The 17,789-nt window shown below is 62.8% G+C and carries 16 protein-coding genes and 1 tRNA gene; 8 read left to right on the forward strand and 9 right to left on the reverse strand.

Going from position 1 to position 17,789, the window contains the following annotated elements; translation table 11 throughout:
• Positions 1 to 25: 25 nt before the first annotated feature.
• From melA (AC1DZP_RS13650) to melA (AC1DZP_RS13675), 6 genes are all read left to right on the forward strand, one after another.
• On the forward strand, positions 26 to 1,492 hold the full coding sequence (melA, locus tag AC1DZP_RS13650) for an alpha-glucosidase/alpha-galactosidase (RefSeq protein WP_095088881.1): 1,467 nt from the start codon (positions 26 to 28) through the stop codon (positions 1,490 to 1,492).
• Between the two features lie 119 nt (positions 1,493 to 1,611).
• Positions 1,612 to 3,693, forward strand: a complete 2,082-nt coding sequence (locus AC1DZP_RS13655; RefSeq protein ID WP_477303019.1) for an ABC transporter substrate-binding protein — start codon at positions 1,612 to 1,614, stop codon at positions 3,691 to 3,693.
• 116 nt (positions 3,694 to 3,809) lie between these two features.
• Complete coding sequence (locus AC1DZP_RS13660) at positions 3,810 to 4,817, forward strand: ABC transporter permease (protein WP_477303021.1); 1,008 nt, start codon at positions 3,810 to 3,812, stop codon at positions 4,815 to 4,817.
• Positions 4,818 to 5,957 carry an ABC transporter permease gene (locus AC1DZP_RS13665; RefSeq protein WP_477303023.1) on the forward strand — a complete coding sequence of 380 codons (1,140 nt, stop codon included), beginning with the start codon at positions 4,818 to 4,820 and terminating at the stop codon, positions 5,955 to 5,957.
• 10 nt (positions 5,958 to 5,967) lie between these two features.
• On the forward strand, positions 5,968 to 7,635 hold the full coding sequence (locus AC1DZP_RS13670; protein ID WP_457151824.1) for an ABC transporter ATP-binding protein: 1,668 nt from the start codon (positions 5,968 to 5,970) through the stop codon (positions 7,633 to 7,635).
• Positions 7,636 to 7,654: 19 nt separating this feature from the next.
• Positions 7,655 to 9,025, forward strand: a complete 1,371-nt coding sequence (gene melA / locus AC1DZP_RS13675; protein WP_477303025.1) for an alpha-galactosidase — start codon at positions 7,655 to 7,657, stop codon at positions 9,023 to 9,025.
• Positions 9,026 to 9,049: 24 nt separating this feature from the next.
• Here melA (AC1DZP_RS13675) and yacG read toward each other — a convergent pair whose 3' ends face one another.
• The 9 genes from yacG to AC1DZP_RS13720 all read right to left on the reverse strand — a co-directional run bounded on the left by yacG (position 9,050) and on the right by AC1DZP_RS13720 (position 14,727).
• Positions 9,050 to 9,247 carry a DNA gyrase inhibitor YacG gene (gene yacG / locus AC1DZP_RS13680; protein WP_095088647.1) on the reverse strand — a complete coding sequence of 66 codons (198 nt, stop codon included), beginning with the start codon at positions 9,245 to 9,247 and terminating at the stop codon, positions 9,050 to 9,052.
• On the reverse strand, positions 9,244 to 9,873 hold the full coding sequence (locus AC1DZP_RS13685; RefSeq protein WP_477303027.1) for a Maf-like protein: 630 nt from the start codon (positions 9,871 to 9,873) through the stop codon (positions 9,244 to 9,246). Before AC1DZP_RS13685 ends, yacG begins: the two co-directional genes overlap by 4 nt.
• A gap of 21 nt (positions 9,874 to 9,894) precedes the next feature.
• Positions 9,895 to 10,113 (reverse strand): translation initiation factor IF-1, encoded by a 219-nt coding sequence (gene infA, locus AC1DZP_RS13690; protein ID WP_006200926.1) that lies wholly within the window; start codon positions 10,111 to 10,113, stop codon positions 9,895 to 9,897.
• 87 nt (positions 10,114 to 10,200) lie between these two features.
• Complete coding sequence (locus AC1DZP_RS13695) at positions 10,201 to 10,665, reverse strand: arsenate-mycothiol transferase ArsC (protein WP_477303528.1); 465 nt, start codon at positions 10,663 to 10,665, stop codon at positions 10,201 to 10,203.
• Positions 10,653 to 11,138, reverse strand: coding sequence for a UPF0262 family protein (locus AC1DZP_RS13700; protein ID WP_095088641.1), 486 nt, complete (start codon positions 11,136 to 11,138; stop codon positions 10,653 to 10,655). Before AC1DZP_RS13700 ends, AC1DZP_RS13695 begins: the two co-directional genes overlap by 13 nt.
• A 6-nt stretch (positions 11,139 to 11,144) precedes the next feature.
• Complete coding sequence (hisD, locus tag AC1DZP_RS13705) at positions 11,145 to 12,437, reverse strand: histidinol dehydrogenase (RefSeq protein ID WP_477303029.1); 1,293 nt, start codon at positions 12,435 to 12,437, stop codon at positions 11,145 to 11,147.
• 7 nt (positions 12,438 to 12,444) lie between these two features.
• On the reverse strand, positions 12,445 to 12,879 hold the full coding sequence (locus AC1DZP_RS13710; RefSeq protein ID WP_477303031.1) for a DUF2948 family protein: 435 nt from the start codon (positions 12,877 to 12,879) through the stop codon (positions 12,445 to 12,447).
• A gap of 193 nt (positions 12,880 to 13,072) precedes the next feature.
• Positions 13,073 to 14,365, reverse strand: coding sequence for a UDP-N-acetylglucosamine 1-carboxyvinyltransferase (gene murA, locus AC1DZP_RS13715; RefSeq protein WP_477225412.1), 1,293 nt, complete (start codon positions 14,363 to 14,365; stop codon positions 13,073 to 13,075).
• A gap of 128 nt (positions 14,366 to 14,493) precedes the next feature.
• On the reverse strand, positions 14,494 to 14,727 hold the full coding sequence (locus AC1DZP_RS13720) for a hypothetical protein (protein ID WP_477303033.1): 234 nt from the start codon (positions 14,725 to 14,727) through the stop codon (positions 14,494 to 14,496).
• Positions 14,728 to 14,821: 94 nt separating this feature from the next.
• On the opposite strand from AC1DZP_RS13720, the gene AC1DZP_RS13725 reads away from it, so the two are divergent.
• Both AC1DZP_RS13725 and AC1DZP_RS13730 read left to right on the forward strand, forming a co-directional pair.
• Positions 14,822 to 14,896 (forward strand) — tRNA-Thr (locus tag AC1DZP_RS13725).
• A gap of 711 nt (positions 14,897 to 15,607) precedes the next feature.
• The gene (locus tag AC1DZP_RS13730; protein WP_477303035.1) at positions 15,608 to 17,710 is read left to right on the forward strand and encodes an alpha/beta fold hydrolase; all 2,103 of its coding nucleotides are present in this window, start codon (positions 15,608 to 15,610) and stop codon (positions 17,708 to 17,710) included.
• The last annotated feature ends 79 nt before the right edge of the window (positions 17,711 to 17,789 follow it).

Consider the following 17,789-nt stretch of genomic DNA (forward strand, 5'->3'; position numbering starts at 1 on the left):
ATTCGAACGAAATGAGGTCCGGCTGATGAGTTTCAAAATCGCTATCATCGGTGCCGGCAGCGTCGGTTTCACCAAGAAGCTGTTCACCGACATCCTGTGCGTGCCCGAATTCACCGACATAGAATTCGCGCTAACCGACGTCAGCGCGCACAATCTTGAGATGATCAAGGCGATCCTCGACAGGATTGTCGAGGCAAACAGACTGCCGACCAAGGTGACGGCGACCACCGACCGCCGCAAGGCAATCGAAGGCGCACGCTATGTCATCAGCTGCGTGCGGGTCGGCGGCCTCGAAGCCTATGCCGACGATATCAGGATTCCCCTGAAATACGGCATCGACCAATGCGTCGGTGATACGATCTGCGCCGGCGGCATTCTCTATGGCCAGCGCAACATTCCGGTGATCCTGGATTTCTGCAAGGACATACGTGAGGTTGCCGAGACGAACGCCAAATTCCTGAACTACGCCAACCCGATGGCGATGAACACCTGGGCTGCGATCGAGTACGGCAAGGTCGACACCGTTGGGCTCTGCCACGGTGTCCAGCACGGCGCCGAGCAGATCGCCGAGGTGCTGGGCGCGAAGTCCAGACAGGAACTCGACTATGTCTGCTCCGGCATCAACCACCAGACCTGGTTCATCGATCTGCGCCTCAACGGCCGCGAGATCGGCAAGGACGAACTGGTCGCCGCCTTCGAGGCGCATCCGGTCTATTCCAGGCAGGAGAAGCTGCGCATCGATGTCTTGAAGCGCTTCGGTGTCTATTCGACCGAAAGCAACGGCCATCTTTCCGAATATCTGCCCTGGTACCGCAAACGGCCCGACGAGATCACGCGTTGGATCGATATGTCCGATTGGATCCATGGCGAGACGGGCGGCTATCTCCGCTACTCGACCGAAACCCGCAACTGGTTCGAAACGGAATACCCGCAGTTCCTCGAAGCGGCATCACAGCCGATCGATCCCAAAAAACGCTCCAACGAGCATGCAAGTCACATCCTGGAGGCGCTGGAGACCAACCGCGTCTATCGCGGCCACTTCAACGTCAAGAACAATGGCGTGATCACCAATCTGCCGCAGGACGCCATCATCGAGTCGCCCGGTTTCGTCGACCGCTTCGGCATCAACATGGCCGCCGGCATCACCTTGCCGGAAGCCTGTGCGGCCACCTGCATCTCCTCGATCAACGTCCAGCGCATGTCGGTCCATGCCGCTATCGCCGGCGACATCGATCTGCTCAAGCTCGCCGTATTGCATGACCCGCTGGTCGGCGCGGTTTCAACCCCGGAGGAGGTCTGGCAGATGGTCGACGAAATGGTCGTCGCCCAGGCAGCCTGGCTGCCGCAATATGCCCACGCGGTTCCGGCCGCCAGGGCGCGGCTGTCGACATCCGAAGTCAAGACCCGCGAATGGGCCGGCGCGGCGCGGCGCAGCGTGCGCTCGATCGAGGAATTGCGCGCCGAAAAAGCCGCGCTGAAACAAGCCGGCTGAAATTTCATGCGGTGATGGTGGATCTACGGGAGGCGGATCCACTGCCACGAAGTCGTTTGGATTCGAGGAGAAGCGGAGCAGGTATAAAAGCTCCGGAACAAACAAGAGGGAGAGAGACAGTGAGGAATTTACGCAATATCAGTCTTGCTGCCGGACTGGCGCTGAGCGTCTCGGTTCCGGCACTCAACGCTTTCGCTTCAGAGCCGACAGTCCCGCCGGTGCCGGCGACTTTTCCAGCCGAGGGCAAGATCAAATACGTCGCGCGTGACTCCATCCTGGAGTTCAAAGCCCTTCCGGAATATCATGAGCCGGATTGGTTGACTGAAAAATACGTCAAGACCGGCAAGCTGCCGCCGGTGAAGGACAGGCTGCCCAAGGAGCCGCTGGTCTTCAAGACGGCCAACATGCCTGACGGCGTGGGCGTCTATGGCGATACGATGCGCCATGTCATCGGCGGCCGGCCGGAAGGCTGGAACTATGGTGCCGGCCAGACGCAAGGCTGGGGCGGCATCGATATTGGCCTTTCCGAATGTCTGACGCGCACGGCGCCACTGTTCCAGGTCGAAGCCAAGGACACCGAGCCGCTGCCGAACCTTGCCAAAAGCTGGGATTGGTCGAAGGACGGCCACAAGCTGACCATGCATCTGATCGAGGGCGCCAAATGGTCTGACGGCGTGGCATTCAACGCCGACGACGTCATGTTCTACTGGGACGACGAGGTCGTTGATCCCAACGTCTCCCCGTTGAACGGCGCGACGCCGGAAACCTTCGGTGTCGGCACGACGCTGAAGAAGATCGACGACTACACCGTCGAGTGGACCTTCAAGGACGCCTTCCCGAAACAGTACCTCTACGCCATGGCCTATGGTACCTTCTGCCCCGGCCCCGAGCACATATTGAAGCCGCAGCATCCGAAATATTCGAAGAACACCTACGACCAGTTCAAGAACGCCTTTCCGCCGGAATATATGAACATGCCGGTGATGGGCGCCTGGGTGCCGGTCGAATACCGGCCGGACGACATCATCGTCATGCGCCGCAACCCCTACTACTGGAAGGTCGACGAAAAGGGCAACCAGCTGCCCTATCTCAACGAACTGCAGTACAAGCTGTCGACCTGGGCCGACCGCGACGTCCAGGCGGTCGCCGGCTCGGGCGACTTCTCCAACCTTGAGCAGCCGGAAAACTTTGTCGCCTCGCTGAAGCGCGCCGCTGAAGCCAACGCGCCGGCACGGCTCGCCTTTGGTCCACGCCTCATCGGCTACAATCTGCGCCTGAACTATTCCGCCAATGGCTGGGGCAACCCGGACGAGCGCAGCCAGGCAGTCCGTGAGCTGAACCGCAATGAGGACTTCCGCAAGGCGGTCACCATGGCACTCGACCGCAAGGCACTGGGCGACTCCCTGGTCAAGGGGCCGTTCACCGCCATCTATCCCGGCGGCTTCTCCTCGGGCACAAGCTTCTATGACCGCAAGTCCACCGTCTACTATCCATTCGACCTCGCGGGCGCCAAGGCCGAACTCGCCAAGGCCGGCCTCAAGGATACCGACGGCGACGGTTTCGTGAACTTCCCGGCGGGCACAGCCGGCGGCAAGAACGTCGAGATCGTGATGCTGGTCAACAACGACTACGGCACCGACAAAAGCCTTGCCGAAGGTGTCGTCGCGCAAATGGAAAAGCTGGGCTTGAGGGTCGTGCTGAACGGCCTCAACGGTACCCAGCGCGACGCCTCGCAATATTCCGGCCGTTTCGACTGGTTGATCCGGCGCAACGACCAGGAACTGACCTCGGTTGTGCAGAACACCGAACAGCTTGCGCCTGTCGGCCCGAAAACCAGCTGGAATCATCGTGCGCCGGAAAGCGGCGAGGTCGACCTGATGCCTTTCGAAAAAGATCTCGTCGACATCGTCAACAAGTTCGTCGCGTCAGAGGACAACGACAAGCGCGCCAGCCTGATGAAAGAGTTCCAGAAGATCTCGACCGAACACGTCTACAATGTCGGCCTGACGGAATATCCCGGCGCGCTGATCGTCAACAAGCGCTTCTCGAACATTCCGCAGGGCACGCCGATCTTCATGTTCAACTGGGCCGAGGATTCGATCGTCCGAGAACGCGTCTTCGTCGCGGCCGACAAGCAGGCGAAATACGAATTGTTCCCGCAGGAGCTCCCGGGCAAGCCCGGAGACAAGGGTCCGATGTAAGTTCACCTCCCCTGACCAAGAGAGACCCGGCCGCGCCGCTGGCGCGGCCGGGGCAAACCAACCCTCCGAACGACCCTCAATGGGAGCGTCCGGCGAAATGAGGAAGCCGACCGTCCATGCTGCGATTCCTGCTTATGCGCATAGCGTCGGCAATACCGGTCCTCGCAATCTTGAGCCTTGTCACCTTCGCCATCATCCAGGCGCCACCTGGTGGCTATGCCGACTACATCCGTTCGCAGCTGATCAACCAGGGCGGCGCGTCCTTCGCCGAGGCCGATGCGCAGGCCCAGGCCTACCGTGTCGAACACGGCCTCGATAAGCCGCTTCCCGTCCAGTATCTCAACTGGATCGGCGGAATCATTACTCGCGGCGATTTCGGCTATAGCCTCTACTACAACAAGCCGGTGGCCGATGTCGTCGGCGAGCGCCTGCCGAGAACGCTGCTCCTGGCGCTGGTCTGCCATCTGCTCGCCTCGGTGCTGGGCATCACGTTCGGCATATGGGCGGCGACAAGGCAATACACGTGGATCGACTCGACGCTCTCGGCCATCGCCTTCCTCGGCATGACCGTGCCGCGCTTCCTGATGGCGCTGATCATCGTCTATCTCCTCGTCTTCCAGTTCAACCTGTCGGAGATCGGCTCATTCTTCTCGCCGCAATATGGCGGCGCGCCATGGTCTTGGGCGAAGTTCGTCGACCTGGTCAAGCATGTCTGGCCGGTGGTGGCGATCGCCACTTTCGGCGGCCTCGCCTACAATATGCGCGTCATGCGCGGCAATCTGCTGGATACGCTTAACGCGCAATATGTCGAGACGGCGAGAGCCAAGGGCCTGACCGGTAGCGCCGTCGTCATGCGGCACGCCGTGCCCAATGCGCTGCATCCACTCGTCATGTATCAGGGTGTGGTGTTGCCCTACATGCTCACCGGCGAGATCGAGACGGCGATTATCTTCGCGCTGCCGACCGTCGGCCCGGCGATCGTCGGTTCGATGGCGGTCGGTGATGTCTATGTCACTGCCACCTTCATGATGGTGCTGTCGGCGACACTGATCGTCGGCAACATCATCGCCGACATGCTGCTCGTCCTGCTCGACCCGCGCATCCGCCAATACGGAGAGAGCTAGATGCTGGCCCGCGATCCATCACCTCCACCGCTGCCGGCGGAAGGACCCATCGTCGCCAGACCGGCGCGTGGCAATGAGAGCTATATTGCGCTCGTCTGGCGTCGGTTGAAGCGCTCCTGGACCGGCATGGCCGGGCTTGGGCTCGTCGTTCTGTTGTTGGTGATGGCCGTGTTCGCCGAATTCCTGGCGCCGATGGACCCGAAGGCGACCGATGTCGGCTTCGCTCCGCCGCAACTGCCCTCCTTCCACGACAAGGACGGCAATTTCGTCGCGCGGCCACGGGTCTATGCGCTGGCCGATTCGGCCGACCTCGATCCGGTCACCTTCCAGCCCGTCGTCGGCCCCGACTACGACCATCCGAGACTGCTTGGCTTCTTTGTCGAAGGCGCGCCCTACAAGCTCTTCGGGCTGGTCCCGGCGGACCGGCATTTCTTCGCCTCGATGGACGGCCAGCCGGTGCATTTCCTCGGTACCGACAAGTTCGGCCGCGATATCCTGTCGCGCGCCATACATGGTTCGCGCGTCTCGCTGATGATCGCGCTGACGGTCGTCTTCATCATCACCGTCATCGGCACCACCGTGGGCATGGTTTCCGGCTATTTCGGCGGCCGGTTCGATATCTGGATGCAGCGCTTCGTCGAACTGGTGCTCGCCTTCCCGCAGCTGCCGCTCTATCTTGCGCTGACGACGCTGATCCCCGTCACCGCGCCGACCAATGTCTTCCTCGCCTTTGTCATTGTCGTCATGTCGGCGCTGGGCTGGGCGCAGATGTCGCGCGAGGTGCGTGGCAAGACGTTGGCGCTGGCGCGCATCGAGTATGTGCGCGCCGCAATGGCGGTCGGCGCCACCGACCGGCGCATCATCCTGCAGCACATCTTGCCCAATGTGATGAGCCACGTGATTGTCGCCGTCACCTTGGCGATCCCGACGGTGGTGCTGCTCGAATGCTTCCTCGGGTTCCTCGGCTTTGCGGTCAAGCCTCCGCTGATCTCGTGGGGCCTGATGCTGCAGGACACCGCGACCTATTCCGTTATCGGCACCTATCCCTGGATCCTGTCGCCGGTCGGTTTCGTGCTCGTCACCGTTTTTGCCTTCAACGCGCTGGGCGACGGCCTGCGCGATGCCGTCGATCCGTATTGAGGTGGCTGGGATGACCGTCGCACTCGCCGAATCCTTCGCCCCCACCGTTCGTCATGACCATGACGGGCGCCAGGACCAGCCCATCATCGACGCCCGCAACATCGAGGTCGCCTTCAAGGTCGAGCACGGCGTTGTCGAAGCGGTCAAGGACATCTCGTTCCAGCTCTATCGCGGCGAGACGATCGCCATCGTCGGCGAATCCGGTTCGGGCAAGTCGGTGACGGCGCGCGCCGTCATGGGGCTGCTGTCGCGCCGGGCCGCCGTGTCGCCGAAATCGAGCATCTGTTACGATGGCCAGGACATCCTGAAATTCCCCGAGAGCGAGCGGCGCAAGCTGCGCGGCAACCGCATCTCGATGATCTTCCAGGAGCCGATGAGCTCGCTCAACCCGATCTATACGGTCGGCAGCCAGATCGTCGAGGCGATCCGGGTGCACCGCAAGGTGAGCCGCAGGCAGGCCTGGGCACGGGCGCTCGAACTCTTGCGGCATGTCCAGATCCCCGAGCCGGAGGCGCGGCTCAAACAGTATCCGCATCAGCTTTCGGGCGGTCAGCGGCAGCGCGTAATGATCGCCATGGCGCTGGCCAACGATCCTGACGTGTTGATTGCCGATGAGCCGACCACCGCGCTCGACGTCACCGTCCAGGCGCAAATCCTGAACCTGATCCGCAATCTGCAAAAAGAACTGCGGATGGCGGTGATCCTGATCACCCACGATCTCACCGTGGTGCGCAAATTCTCCGACTATGTCTATGTCATGCAGCATGGCGCGATGTGCGAGCACAACGTCACCGAACGGCTGTTTGCGGACCCACAGCATCCCTACACGCAGCGGCTGCTCGCCGCGGAGCCGCGTGGGCGTCCGCAACCGCTTCCCGAGGGTAGCGGCGCCATCCTCGAAGCGAATGATGTGCGCGTCTGCTTCATGCTGCGTCACGGCAGTTTCCTGAGGCCGGACTGGCGCGAGCTGGTCGCCGTCGACGATCTCGGCCTCAAGCTTTGCCGCCATGAGACGCTGGGGCTTGTCGGCGAATCCGGTTCCGGCAAGACCACATTCGGCCAGGCGCTGCTGAGATTGATCGACACCAAGCGCGGCGAAATCCGTTTCGACGGCCAACCGATCCAGGGCCTGTCACGCAACGAGATGCGGCCACTGCGCGCGCGCATGCAGATCGTTTTCCAGGATCCTTTCTCTTCGCTCAATCCGCGCATGACGATCGGCCAGATCATCGAGGAAGGGCTGGTCGTCAACAGCATAGGCGCGACGCGGGCCGAGCGGGTCGACCGGGTGCGCGAGGCGCTGGTCAGTGCCGGCATGCCGGGCGATATCCTGTCGCGTTTCCCGCACGAATTCTCGGGCGGTCAGCGCCAGCGCGTCGCGATCGCCCGCGCCATCGCGCTCGAGCCCGAATTCATCCTGCTCGACGAGCCGACATCAGCGCTGGACCTCTCCGTCCAGGCGCAGATCATCGACCTCCTGCGCAAGCTGCAGGACGAGCGTGGCTTGAGCTACCTGTTCATCTCGCACGACCTCAAGGTGGTGCGCGCGCTGTGCCACCGCGTCATCGTCATGCAGCACGGCAAGATCGTCGAACAGGGCCCCGTCGACGAGGTCCTCACCAATCCCAAGACCGCCTACACCGAACGGCTCGTCAGGGCCGCTTTCGATGTGGCTTGAACATATGCCGGAGGTTAGCGTGGCAAGAAATCCCAAGATCACATTCATCGGCGCCGGCTCGACGGTGTTCATGAAGAACATTGTCGGCGACGTGCTGCAGCGCCCATCGCTTTCGGGCGCGACGATCGCGCTGATGGACATCAATCCCCAGCGGCTCGAAGAGAGCGCGATCGTCGTCAACAAGCTGATCGCGACGCTCGGCGTCAAGGCGAAGGTCGAGACCCATTCCGACCAGCGCAAGGCGCTAGCGGGCGCCGACTTCGTCGTCGTCGCCTTCCAGATCGGCGGCTATGAGCCCTGCACGGTCACCGACTTCGAAGTGCCGAAGAAATACGGCCTGCGCCAGACGATCGCCGACACGCTTGGCGTCGGCGGCATCATGCGCGGCTTGAGGACCGTCCCGCATCTGTGGAAGATCTGCGAGGACATGCTCGCCGTCTGCCCGCAGGCAATCATGCTGCAATACGTCAACCCGATGGCGATCAACACCTGGGCGATATCAGAGAAATATCCTGAGATCAGGCAGGTCGGCCTCTGCCATTCGGTGCAGGGCACGGCAATGGAGCTGGCCCACGATCTCGACCTTCCCTACGAAGAGATCCGCTATCGCTCGGCCGGCATCAACCACATGGCCTTTTACCTGAAATTCGAGCATCGCCAGCCCGACGGTTCCTACCGCGACCTCTATCCCGATCTCGTGCGCGCCTATCGCGAAGGCCGCGCGCCCAAGCCCGGCTGGAATCCGCGCTGCCCCAACAAGGTGCGCTACGAGATGCTGACGCGGCTAGGCTATTTCGTCACCGAAAGCTCGGAGCATTTCGCCGAATACACGCCCTATTTCATCAAGGAAGGCCGCCCCGATTTGATCGAGAAATACGGCATTCCGCTCGACGAATATCCCAAACGCTGCATCGAGCAGATAGAGCGCTGGAAAGACCAGGCGCAGGCCTACCGCTCGGCCCAACGCATCGAGGTTGAGGAGTCGAAGGAGTATGCCTCCTCGATCATGAACTCGGTGTGGACGGGCGAACCCTCGGTGATCTACGGCAATGTCCGCAACAATGGCTGCATCACTTCGCTGCCCCGCGATTGCGCCGCCGAAGTGCCGTGCCTGGTCGACGCCTCCGGCATCCAGCCGACTTACATCGGCGATCTGCCGCCGCAGCTGACGGCGCTGATCCGCACCAACATCAATGTCCAGGAACTGACGGTACGGGCGCTGATCGACGAAAACCGCGAGCACATCTATCATGCCGCGATGATGGATCCGCACACCGCAGCCGAGCTCGATCTCGACCAGATCTGGTCACTGGTCGATGATCTCCTCGCCGCCCACGGCGACTGGCTGCCGGCCTGGGCGCGTGTGGGGCGCATGACCGAGGCGGCTTGATGGGTCGCTCCCGGCAGTCTGGCCTCACTTAGGCTCGTCGGCGTCCGTTTCTTCCTCGTCGTCGCGGGCGGAGATGACATAGGCGCCCTTCAGCCAGCGGTTGAGGTCGATGTCCTTGCAGCGCGTCGAGCAGAACGGATAGGTCTCGCGCGCCGAGGGCTTGCCGCATTCGGGGCAGGGGCGCTTCGGCCGCAGCGGCGTGACCTTGTCGTCCAGGCTCACAGCCGGGCTCCCACCTGCCAGCCGCGATGCACCTTGAAGCCTTCGCCGGCAAGCAGCGCCACTGTCTCGTAGAGAGGCAGGCCGACGATGTTGGTGTAGGAACCGACCAGCTTGACGACGAAGGCGCCGGCGAGACCCTGGACGGCATAGCCGCCGGCCTTGCCGCGCCATTCACCCGAGGCCACGTAGGCGTCGATTTCCTCGCGCGGCAGCCGCTTGAAGCGCACCCGCGTCTCGACCAGTCGCTGGCGCAATTTGCCGCCCGGCGTGATCAGGCAGATGCCGGAATAGACCCGGTGCGAACGGCCCGACAGCAGCCCGAGGCAATTGGCGACGTCGTCGAGGGTTTCAGCCTTGGGCAGGATGCGCCGCCCGACGGCGACCACCGTATCGGCTGCCAGCACGAAGCCAGGCGCATAGTCGGCCTCGGCCGTCAGCGAGGCGAATGCCTTCTCGGCCTTTTCCTTCGACAGCCGCTTGGCCAGAGAGCGCGGATGCTCGGCCCGCAGCGGCGTCTCGTCGACATCGGCCGGCAGCACGCGGTCCGGCTCGATGCCGGCCTGCTGCAAGAGCTCGATCCGGCGCGGCGAACCCGAGGCAAGCACCAGCTTCTGCAAAATGCTCATCGCGGACCAGTCGGGCTTTGCTTACTTGAAACGATAGGTGATGCGGCCCTTGGTCAGGTCGTATGGCGTCATCTCGACCAGAACCTTGTCGCCGGTCAGCACGCGGATGCGGTTCTTGCGCATGCGGCCGGCTGTATGGGCGATGATCTCGTGCTCGTTTTCGAGTTTCACCCTGAACATCGCGTTGGGCAACAATTCCGTCACGACACCCGGAAACTCGAGGACTTCTTCCTTCGGCATTCGATACCTTTGCTTGGATGGTAGTTCCAGCGCCCTGGCCGGAATTTCGGCGGAACCTATATGATAAACGCCCGCTTGTGAACACGCTTAATCCGTCTCGTTTTTTGCTTCTGGAAGCAAAAAACGTCGATCTATGCGTGCTTTCAGCCGCTCGCGCACGTCGCGATAGCTGGCCATGATCTGTTCGCGCGTGCCGGCGGCGTCGGTCGGGTCCGGCGTCGGCCAGTATTCGACCTCGACCGCGAGCGAGCGGGTGAGTTCGAGCGCCGCGTGGTGTGCTTCCGGCGCCAGCGTGACGATGAGGTCGAAATAGTCGTCCTCGAGATCGTCCATCGTCCTTGGGTGACGCTCGCCCAGCGACAGCCCTTCCTCGGCCAGCACCGCATCGACGAACGGATCGCGCTCGCCAGCGCGAACGCCGGCCGAGGCGACGAAGACAGTGGCCGGCAGCGCCCGCCGCGCCAGCTGTTCGGCCATTGGCGAGCGCACGGCGTTCATGCCGCACAGGAACAGGATCGAGCGGGGCAGGGCAGCCAGGGCTAGCCCCGCCAGTGGAGCACGCAGACCAACGTGAACAGCCGGCGCGCCGTATCGAAATCGATGTCGATCTTGCCGGCCAGCCGGTCCATCAGCGTTTGCGAGCCCTCATTGTGTAGGCCGCGGCGGCCCATGTCGATCGCCTCGATATGGCTCGGCGTCGAGGAGCGGATGGCGTCGTAATAGCTTTCGCAGATCATGTAGTAATCCTTGACGATGCGCCTGAGCGGCGTCAGCGACAGGATGTGGGTGACGACGGCATCCCCGTCCTCGCGCGCCACGGCAAAGACCAGGCGTTGCTCGGCCAGTGACAGCTTCAGCCGGTATGGCCCGGGGCCGCTGTCATTGACGGGTTGAAAACTGTTCTCCTCGATCAGGTCGAAGATCGCCACCGCACGCTCATGCTCGACATCGGGCGTCGAACGGCCGATCGATTCATCGAGTTCGACATCGATCAGCCTGGCGCGGGTTTGATCGGAGTCCGACATGGCGGCCTACATGTTCAGCCGTATGGCGACGGAGCGGCCGTGCGCATCGAGGCCTTCCGCCTTGGCGAGCGCAATCGCCGCCGGCGCCAAAATCCGCAGCTGCTCCGGTCCAAGCTTCAGGATCGAGGTGCGCTTGACGAAGTCGAGCACGGATAAGCCCGACGAGAAGCGCGCCGAGCGTGCCGTGGGCAGCACGTGGTTGGAGCCGCCGACATAGTCGCCGATGGCCTCCGGCGTGTGGCGGCCGAGAAACACGGCACCGGCATTGCGCATCCGCGCCAGAAACCCTTCAGCATCGTCGATGGCAAGTTCGACATGTTCTGCGGCGATGCGGTCGACCAGCGGCAGCGCGGCGTCGATCGTGGCGACCTCGACCACCGCGCCGAAATCGCGCCAGCTCGCCGCTGCCGTCTCGGCGCGCGGCAGGCTCTGCAACTGGCGTTCCACGGCCTTTTCGACGGCACGACCGAAGGCCGGATCGTCGGTGACCAGGATCGACTGCGCCGACGCATCGTGCTCGGCCTGGGCTAGCAGGTCGGCGGCGATCCAGTCCGGATCGTTGCTGCCGTCGGCCACGACGAGCACTTCCGAGGGCCCGGCGATCATGTCGATGCCGACGGTGCCGAACACCTGGCGCTTGGCCGCAGCGACATAGGCATTGCCGGGACCGACGATCTTGGCCACGGGCTTGATCGTTTCGGTTCCGTAGGCAAGGGCGGCGATCGCCTGCGCGCCGCCGACACGATAAATTTCCGACACGCCAGCGATATCAGCCGCCACCAGCACCAGCGGATTGATGATGCCGCCAGGCGCCGGCACGACCATGACGATGCGTTCGACGCCCGCCACCCCAGCCGGTATGGCGTTCATCAGCACCGAGCTTGGATAGCTCGCGGTGCCGCCCGGTACATAGAGCCCGACTGCCTCGATCGCCGTCCAGCGCGAGCCGAGCTCGACGCCGGCGGCGTCCGTATAGCGATCATCCCTGGGCCGCTGCCGCTCATGATGCGAGCGGATGCGGTCGCGCGCGAATTCCAGCGCCTCGATCGTCTTAGGGTCGGCGGCCTTGTAAGCCCGGGCGATGTCGTCCTTTGATACGGCAATGCCGAGACTTCCGAGGTCGGCGTGGTCGAATTTCCTGGTGTAGTCGATCAGCGCCGCGTCGCCCTCGGCGCGCACGCGGGCGATGATGTCGCGCACCGCGGCATCGACATCGGCCGACACCTCTCGCTTGGTCAGAAGGAAGGCGGCGAAACGCTGCTCGAAATCGGCATCGGACTGACGAAGCGTGATGGCCATCGGACGCTCAAGCCTTGTGGACGGGACGCGAGGTGGCTTCCCACGCGCCGCCGATGTCGGCAAGGCGGGCCTCGATGCACTCGACATCGAGCATGATGGTGCCGCCGCCCGAAAAGATCAGCTCGACGATGCCGGCCGGCTTGCTGATCTCGATGAAACTGACCGCCAAAAGCGACAGGACCTCGGCCGGCTTGTCTCGGGCAATGCCATTGGTCTTGGCGCCGAGCACGCGGTCGAAATGCAGCACCGCCTGCCGCCGCTCATTGTGCTGGCGAAACAGGCTGGATTTGGCCTCCCAGACAAAGCGGTTCATGGTCAGCACGAAACGCTTTGCCGAAGGCAGAAACTCGAGGTCCGAGACCTTCATCACGGCATCCTGGAGATGGGCCGAAACGATGCTCAGATCCTGGTCGTCGAGTGCGATAAGCTTAAGGGCGGTCATGCGGATTTCGCACCTGAAGGTTGATTGTTCAGCCTTCTGTTAGAGCATGATCCCGAAAAGTGGAAACCGGTTTTCGCAAAAGATCATGCTCAGACAGGAATCTGGAGCCTCATCTCGACCTTAGTCGAGATGAAACAGGCTCCAGGCGGGTCTTTCCCGTCCGCGCAGCCGCGCCGCGAGGCCTGGCGATTGGCTACGCCGAAATCCGCTCGATCACCGCGCCGCAATTGGACAGCTTTTCTTCCAGCCGCTCGAAGCCGCGGTCGAGATGATAGACGCGGTTGACCGTCGTCTCGCCCTCAGCCGCCAGGCCGGCGATGACCAGCGAGACCGAAGCGCGAAGATCGGTCGCCATGACCGGCGCACCCTTCAGCTTCGGCACGCCGTCGACGATCGCCGTCTGGCCCGAAAGCGTGATGTGGGCGCCGAGCCGGGCCAACTCCTGCACATGCATGAAGCGGTTTTCGAAGATCGTCTCGGTGATGCGCGACTTGCCCTTGGCCATGGTCATCAGGCCCATGAACTGCGCCTGCAGATCGGTCGGGAAGGCCGGGAATGGCGCCGTCGTCACATCGACCGGCGAGATGCCTGCGCCGTTACGCCTGACGCGAATGCCGGAATTGGTCGGCGTGATCTCGGCGCCGGTCTGCGAAATCACGTCGAGCGCGGTCTGCAGCAGTTCGGGGCGTGCGCCTTCGAGCACCACGTCGCCGCCGGTCATGGCGACGGCCATGGCATAGGTGCCGGTCTCGATGCGATCGGGAATGACGCGCACGCGGGCGCCCGACAGCGATTCGACGCCATCGATGGTGATGGTTGGCGTGCCGGCGCCGGAAATCTTCGCGCCCATGGCGTTGAGGCACTCGGCGAGGTTGACGATCTCGGGCTCGCAGGCGGCGTTTTCAAGCACCGTCTCGCCCTTGGCCAGCGACGCCGCCATCATCAGCACATGGGTGGCGCCGACCGAGACCTTCGGGAACACGTAGCGGTTGCCGACAAGTCGGCCGTTCCGGGTCTTGGCGATGACGTAGCCGGTGTCGACGTCGATATCGGCGCCCAGCACCTGCAGGCCTTCGAGGAAAAGATCGACTGGGCGCGTGCCGATGGCGCAACCGCCCGGCAGCGACACCTTGGCCTCGCCCATGCGCGCCAGCAGCGGCCCGATCACCCAGAACGACGCGCGCATCTTCGACACCAGCTCATAGGGGGCCGTGGTGTCGACGATGTTGCGGGCCGAGAAATTGATGGTGCGCGAATAGCCCTCATTCTGCTTCTCGCGGCGGCCATTGACCGAATAGTCGACGCCGTGATTGCCGAGGATGCGGATCAGCTGCTCGACATCGGCCAAATGCGGCACGTTTTCCAGCGTCAGCGTGTCGTCGGTCAGGAGCGAGGCGATCATCAGGGGAAGGGCGGCGTTTTTGGCGCCCGAGATCGGAATGCTTCCGGCAAGCTTGTTGCCGCCGACAATTCTGATGCGATCCATGGAAAAACGTCCCTCTCGGCCAAAAAAGCCGGTTCAATCGGTTGAGTATCGGCCCCTCTAGACCATTGGCCGGTCTGGTTCAAGAAATAGGATTTCGCCCGCTCCGGTCCAAGAGTGGTCGATTTGAGTTAATCTTTCTGCATTTCCTTCGCCGAGCCGAGCCCGTCCGGTCGTTGGTCGGCTTCGCCGGTGCGGCGCGAGCGCGACTGCGCCTTGCGCTTCTGTAGATTGGCGCGCAATTGCTCGGCGAGCCGGTCCTTGCGGTTCGTGCCGCCCTTTTTCAGTGGAATTGTCTTGTCGTTCATTGTCCCGCGACCAACCAGCCCGCTATTCAGGGATAGCCAACATTGTGGCGCCGCCATGTCATCAAAAGCGATCCGGCAAAGGCTTTCACAGAAGCGTTGCACTTGGCCTTGCGCTTGCCGGTTCGATATGGCAGAAGCCCCGCCATCGGCGGCTGCGGTAGCTCAGTGGTAGAGCACTCCCTTGGTAAGGGAGAGGTCGAGAGTTCAATCCTCTCTCGCAGCACCAGTTCATCCCGTTGAAATCGCTGAAGCCATTGGCGCGCTACGCGTTCCGTCATTCTGTCGTTACAGATGACGTCGCAAGACGGAAATCGAGACGGCCGCTGTCCACCAGGCTTGTGATCCCCAAGGACCTTCGGCCCTTTATGGAGTGCAGGACAGGGGCTACGAACACGCCTTCAGCCTGGTTCGGCTCACAAGGCACTGCCAGGTGCCGTCGCTGCTCATCATCATGAGCGCGTTGTTGCACAGCTCCGGCGATCGCTGGACTGCTGAATGATGCTGACCCGGTTAGCGACGGTGAGTTCTTGGCGCTCCGACGGGAGCGACCAAGCGCCTGAGAAAGTCCCTCCCGGCATCTGCTATCAGCACACATGCGCGGATCGTCGCGGTCCGAAGATCGAACGAGCGGACCGTTGATTCTCGGCCAGCCCGCTGCTTCTCAAGATAGCGCGCGAGTGCAATTTCGTGGCGTTGCGGCGCAACCGCATTCCACAGCCGCGGGTTCTGCCCGAGATCATCATGCCAGATGGGCCACTCGTTCGGGTGCAGCATAGCATCCTCCTCCTGAGACAAGGGCTGCCTCGTCCGGGTAATCTCCTCCGCCGCTCGTGAGAAATGCGTTGGAACCAGCGTGATGAATGCGTGAAAAGCGTCACGCCGGCAAAATCGCGATTGAAATAGGGGCAGGTAGGGGAAATGATTGCCGGTGGGAGCTATGGCTGTGGCGGATTCGATGACGCACCCTCATCTCTGTCTGCTCGGTGGTTTCGATTTTGCCAGCGATGCAGCGACGGTTCCGCTCCTCGGCCGCAAGGCGCGTGCCATGATAGCTTACCTGGCCCTCCAGTCCGGACGCTCGCAATCGCGCGAGAAACTCGCTTCCCTTTTGTGGGGTTGCAACAGCGAGTCCCAGGCCCGGACGAACCTGCGGCAGGCCTTGTCTGCCGTCAGGAAGGCCACTCACGCATCAGGGGGCGGGAGGTTCCTCACCGAGGGCGACACCATCAGCCTCAATCTCGACGATCTCGATTTCGATGTCGCGCGGTTCGAGGCGCTGGCTGCTGGCTCCGCCCCCGAGCAGCTCGAGCAAGCGCTTGCTGTCTATCGCGGCGACCTCCTCGACGGCTTCGATCTCAAGGAGGAGCCGTTCGAAGACTGGCTGAGGTTCGAGCGCGAGCGATTGAGGGCAATCTCCATAGCTGTGCTGGAGAAGCTCGTCGCACACCATTCCGCGACAAGCGATCTTGCATCATGCGTGCGGGCGGCTACGCGCTTGCTGGCTTTTGAACCCCTGCGGGAAGACATTCACCGCACCTTGATGCGGGCCTATGCAGCCCAGGGTCGCGTCAACCTCGCCCTGAAGCAATATGAGCGCTGCCGCGATGCCCTGCAGCGACAGCTCGACCTGCGGCCCGAGCCCGAAACCCGAAAGCTGTATGACGACCTTCGGGCGCGCCGCATCACACCGCGATCCCAAGCCGATAGGCGCCCGGACTCAGGTCAGACCATCAGCCCGCCGACGCACTACGTCAAATCGGCGGGGATCAACATCGCTTATCAGGTGACCGGCGACGGGCCGATCGACCTGATCTATGTGCCCGGATGGGTCTCCAACCTCGACCTTTCCTGGTCGTCGCCGCGGCTGGCGCATGTGCTCCAGCGCCTCGGCAGCTTCTGCCGCCTGATCCGTATGGACAAGCGCGGCACGGGGCTGTCCGACCGCAATGTCGGTCTGCCGACGATGGAAGAGCGGATGGAGGACGTGCGGGCAGTATTGGATGCGGTCGGCTCGAAGCGCACGGTTCTGTTCGGCAGCTCCGAGGGCGGCCCCATGTGCATGTTGTTCGCGGCGACCTATCCCGAGCGCACGGCGGCGCTCGTGCTCAACGGAGCCTATGCCAGCGGCAGATGGTCGAAGGATTATCCCTGGGCGAGAACAAGCGAGCAGGTGGAACAAGATCTAACAGTCGTCGAGAGAGAGTGGGGAGAGCCGGCGGACATGAGCAACGCCGCGCCCAGCCTGATGAACGACAGTTTCGAGAGAGAATGGTTCGCCGCCTACCTCAGGAATTCAGCCTCTCCCGCCGACGCGATAGCGCTCTGGCGCTGGGGAACCGAAATCGACGTTCGCGACATTCTGCCGGCCATTCACGTTCCGACGCTCATCGCTCAGACGACGGGCGACCGCTGGGTAAAGCGGGAAGAAGGACGCTACCTGGCAACGCATATCGAAGGTGCCCGATACATCGAGCTTGCCGGCCGGGACCACGTGATCTGGGGGGAGAATTCCGATCGCCTCGTGGACGAGATCCAGGCTTTTGTCACCGGCGCTTTGCCGGCGGTGCCGGGCAAGCGGCTCCTGGTGTCGGTGCTGTCCGTAGAGATAGAAGGCCCTTCCTCTGGTGCGGGCACGGATCTGATTGAGCGACACGCCGAAGAGATCCGTCGCGAACTGCTCGGTGCAGAAGGCAGGCGGATCAGACGCACGGCAAGCGGATTTGTCGCCGTGTTCCAAGGCCCGACGCGATCGATCCAGTGCGCGATCGCGATTCGTCAACGCCTGAAGCAATCCGGTCTCGATGTCCGCTCGGCAGTCCATACCGGCGAATGCGAGGAGCGCGGCGATGACTTCACCGGGATGGCGATCGAGCTGTCATCGCGGCTGCTCGATCATGCGCGGCCAGGCGAGATCATTGCCTCGCGGACCGTTCGTGATCTTGTGGTCGGCTCCGGCCTGATGTTTGAAGAGCGCGGCGATACGGAACTTGCCGGGCTTCCCGGGAGCTTGCAGCTTTTCTCCGTCGGTGGGCCAGCCTGACGGCGATGATCCTTGACGCAAGTGGTTCGCGCACCTGACTCGTGGTATCGTCGTTGCGGGAGACGGCGGACGCGCCGTG

The sequence above is a fragment of the Mesorhizobium sp. P2_F8 genome, assembly GCF_056403655.1.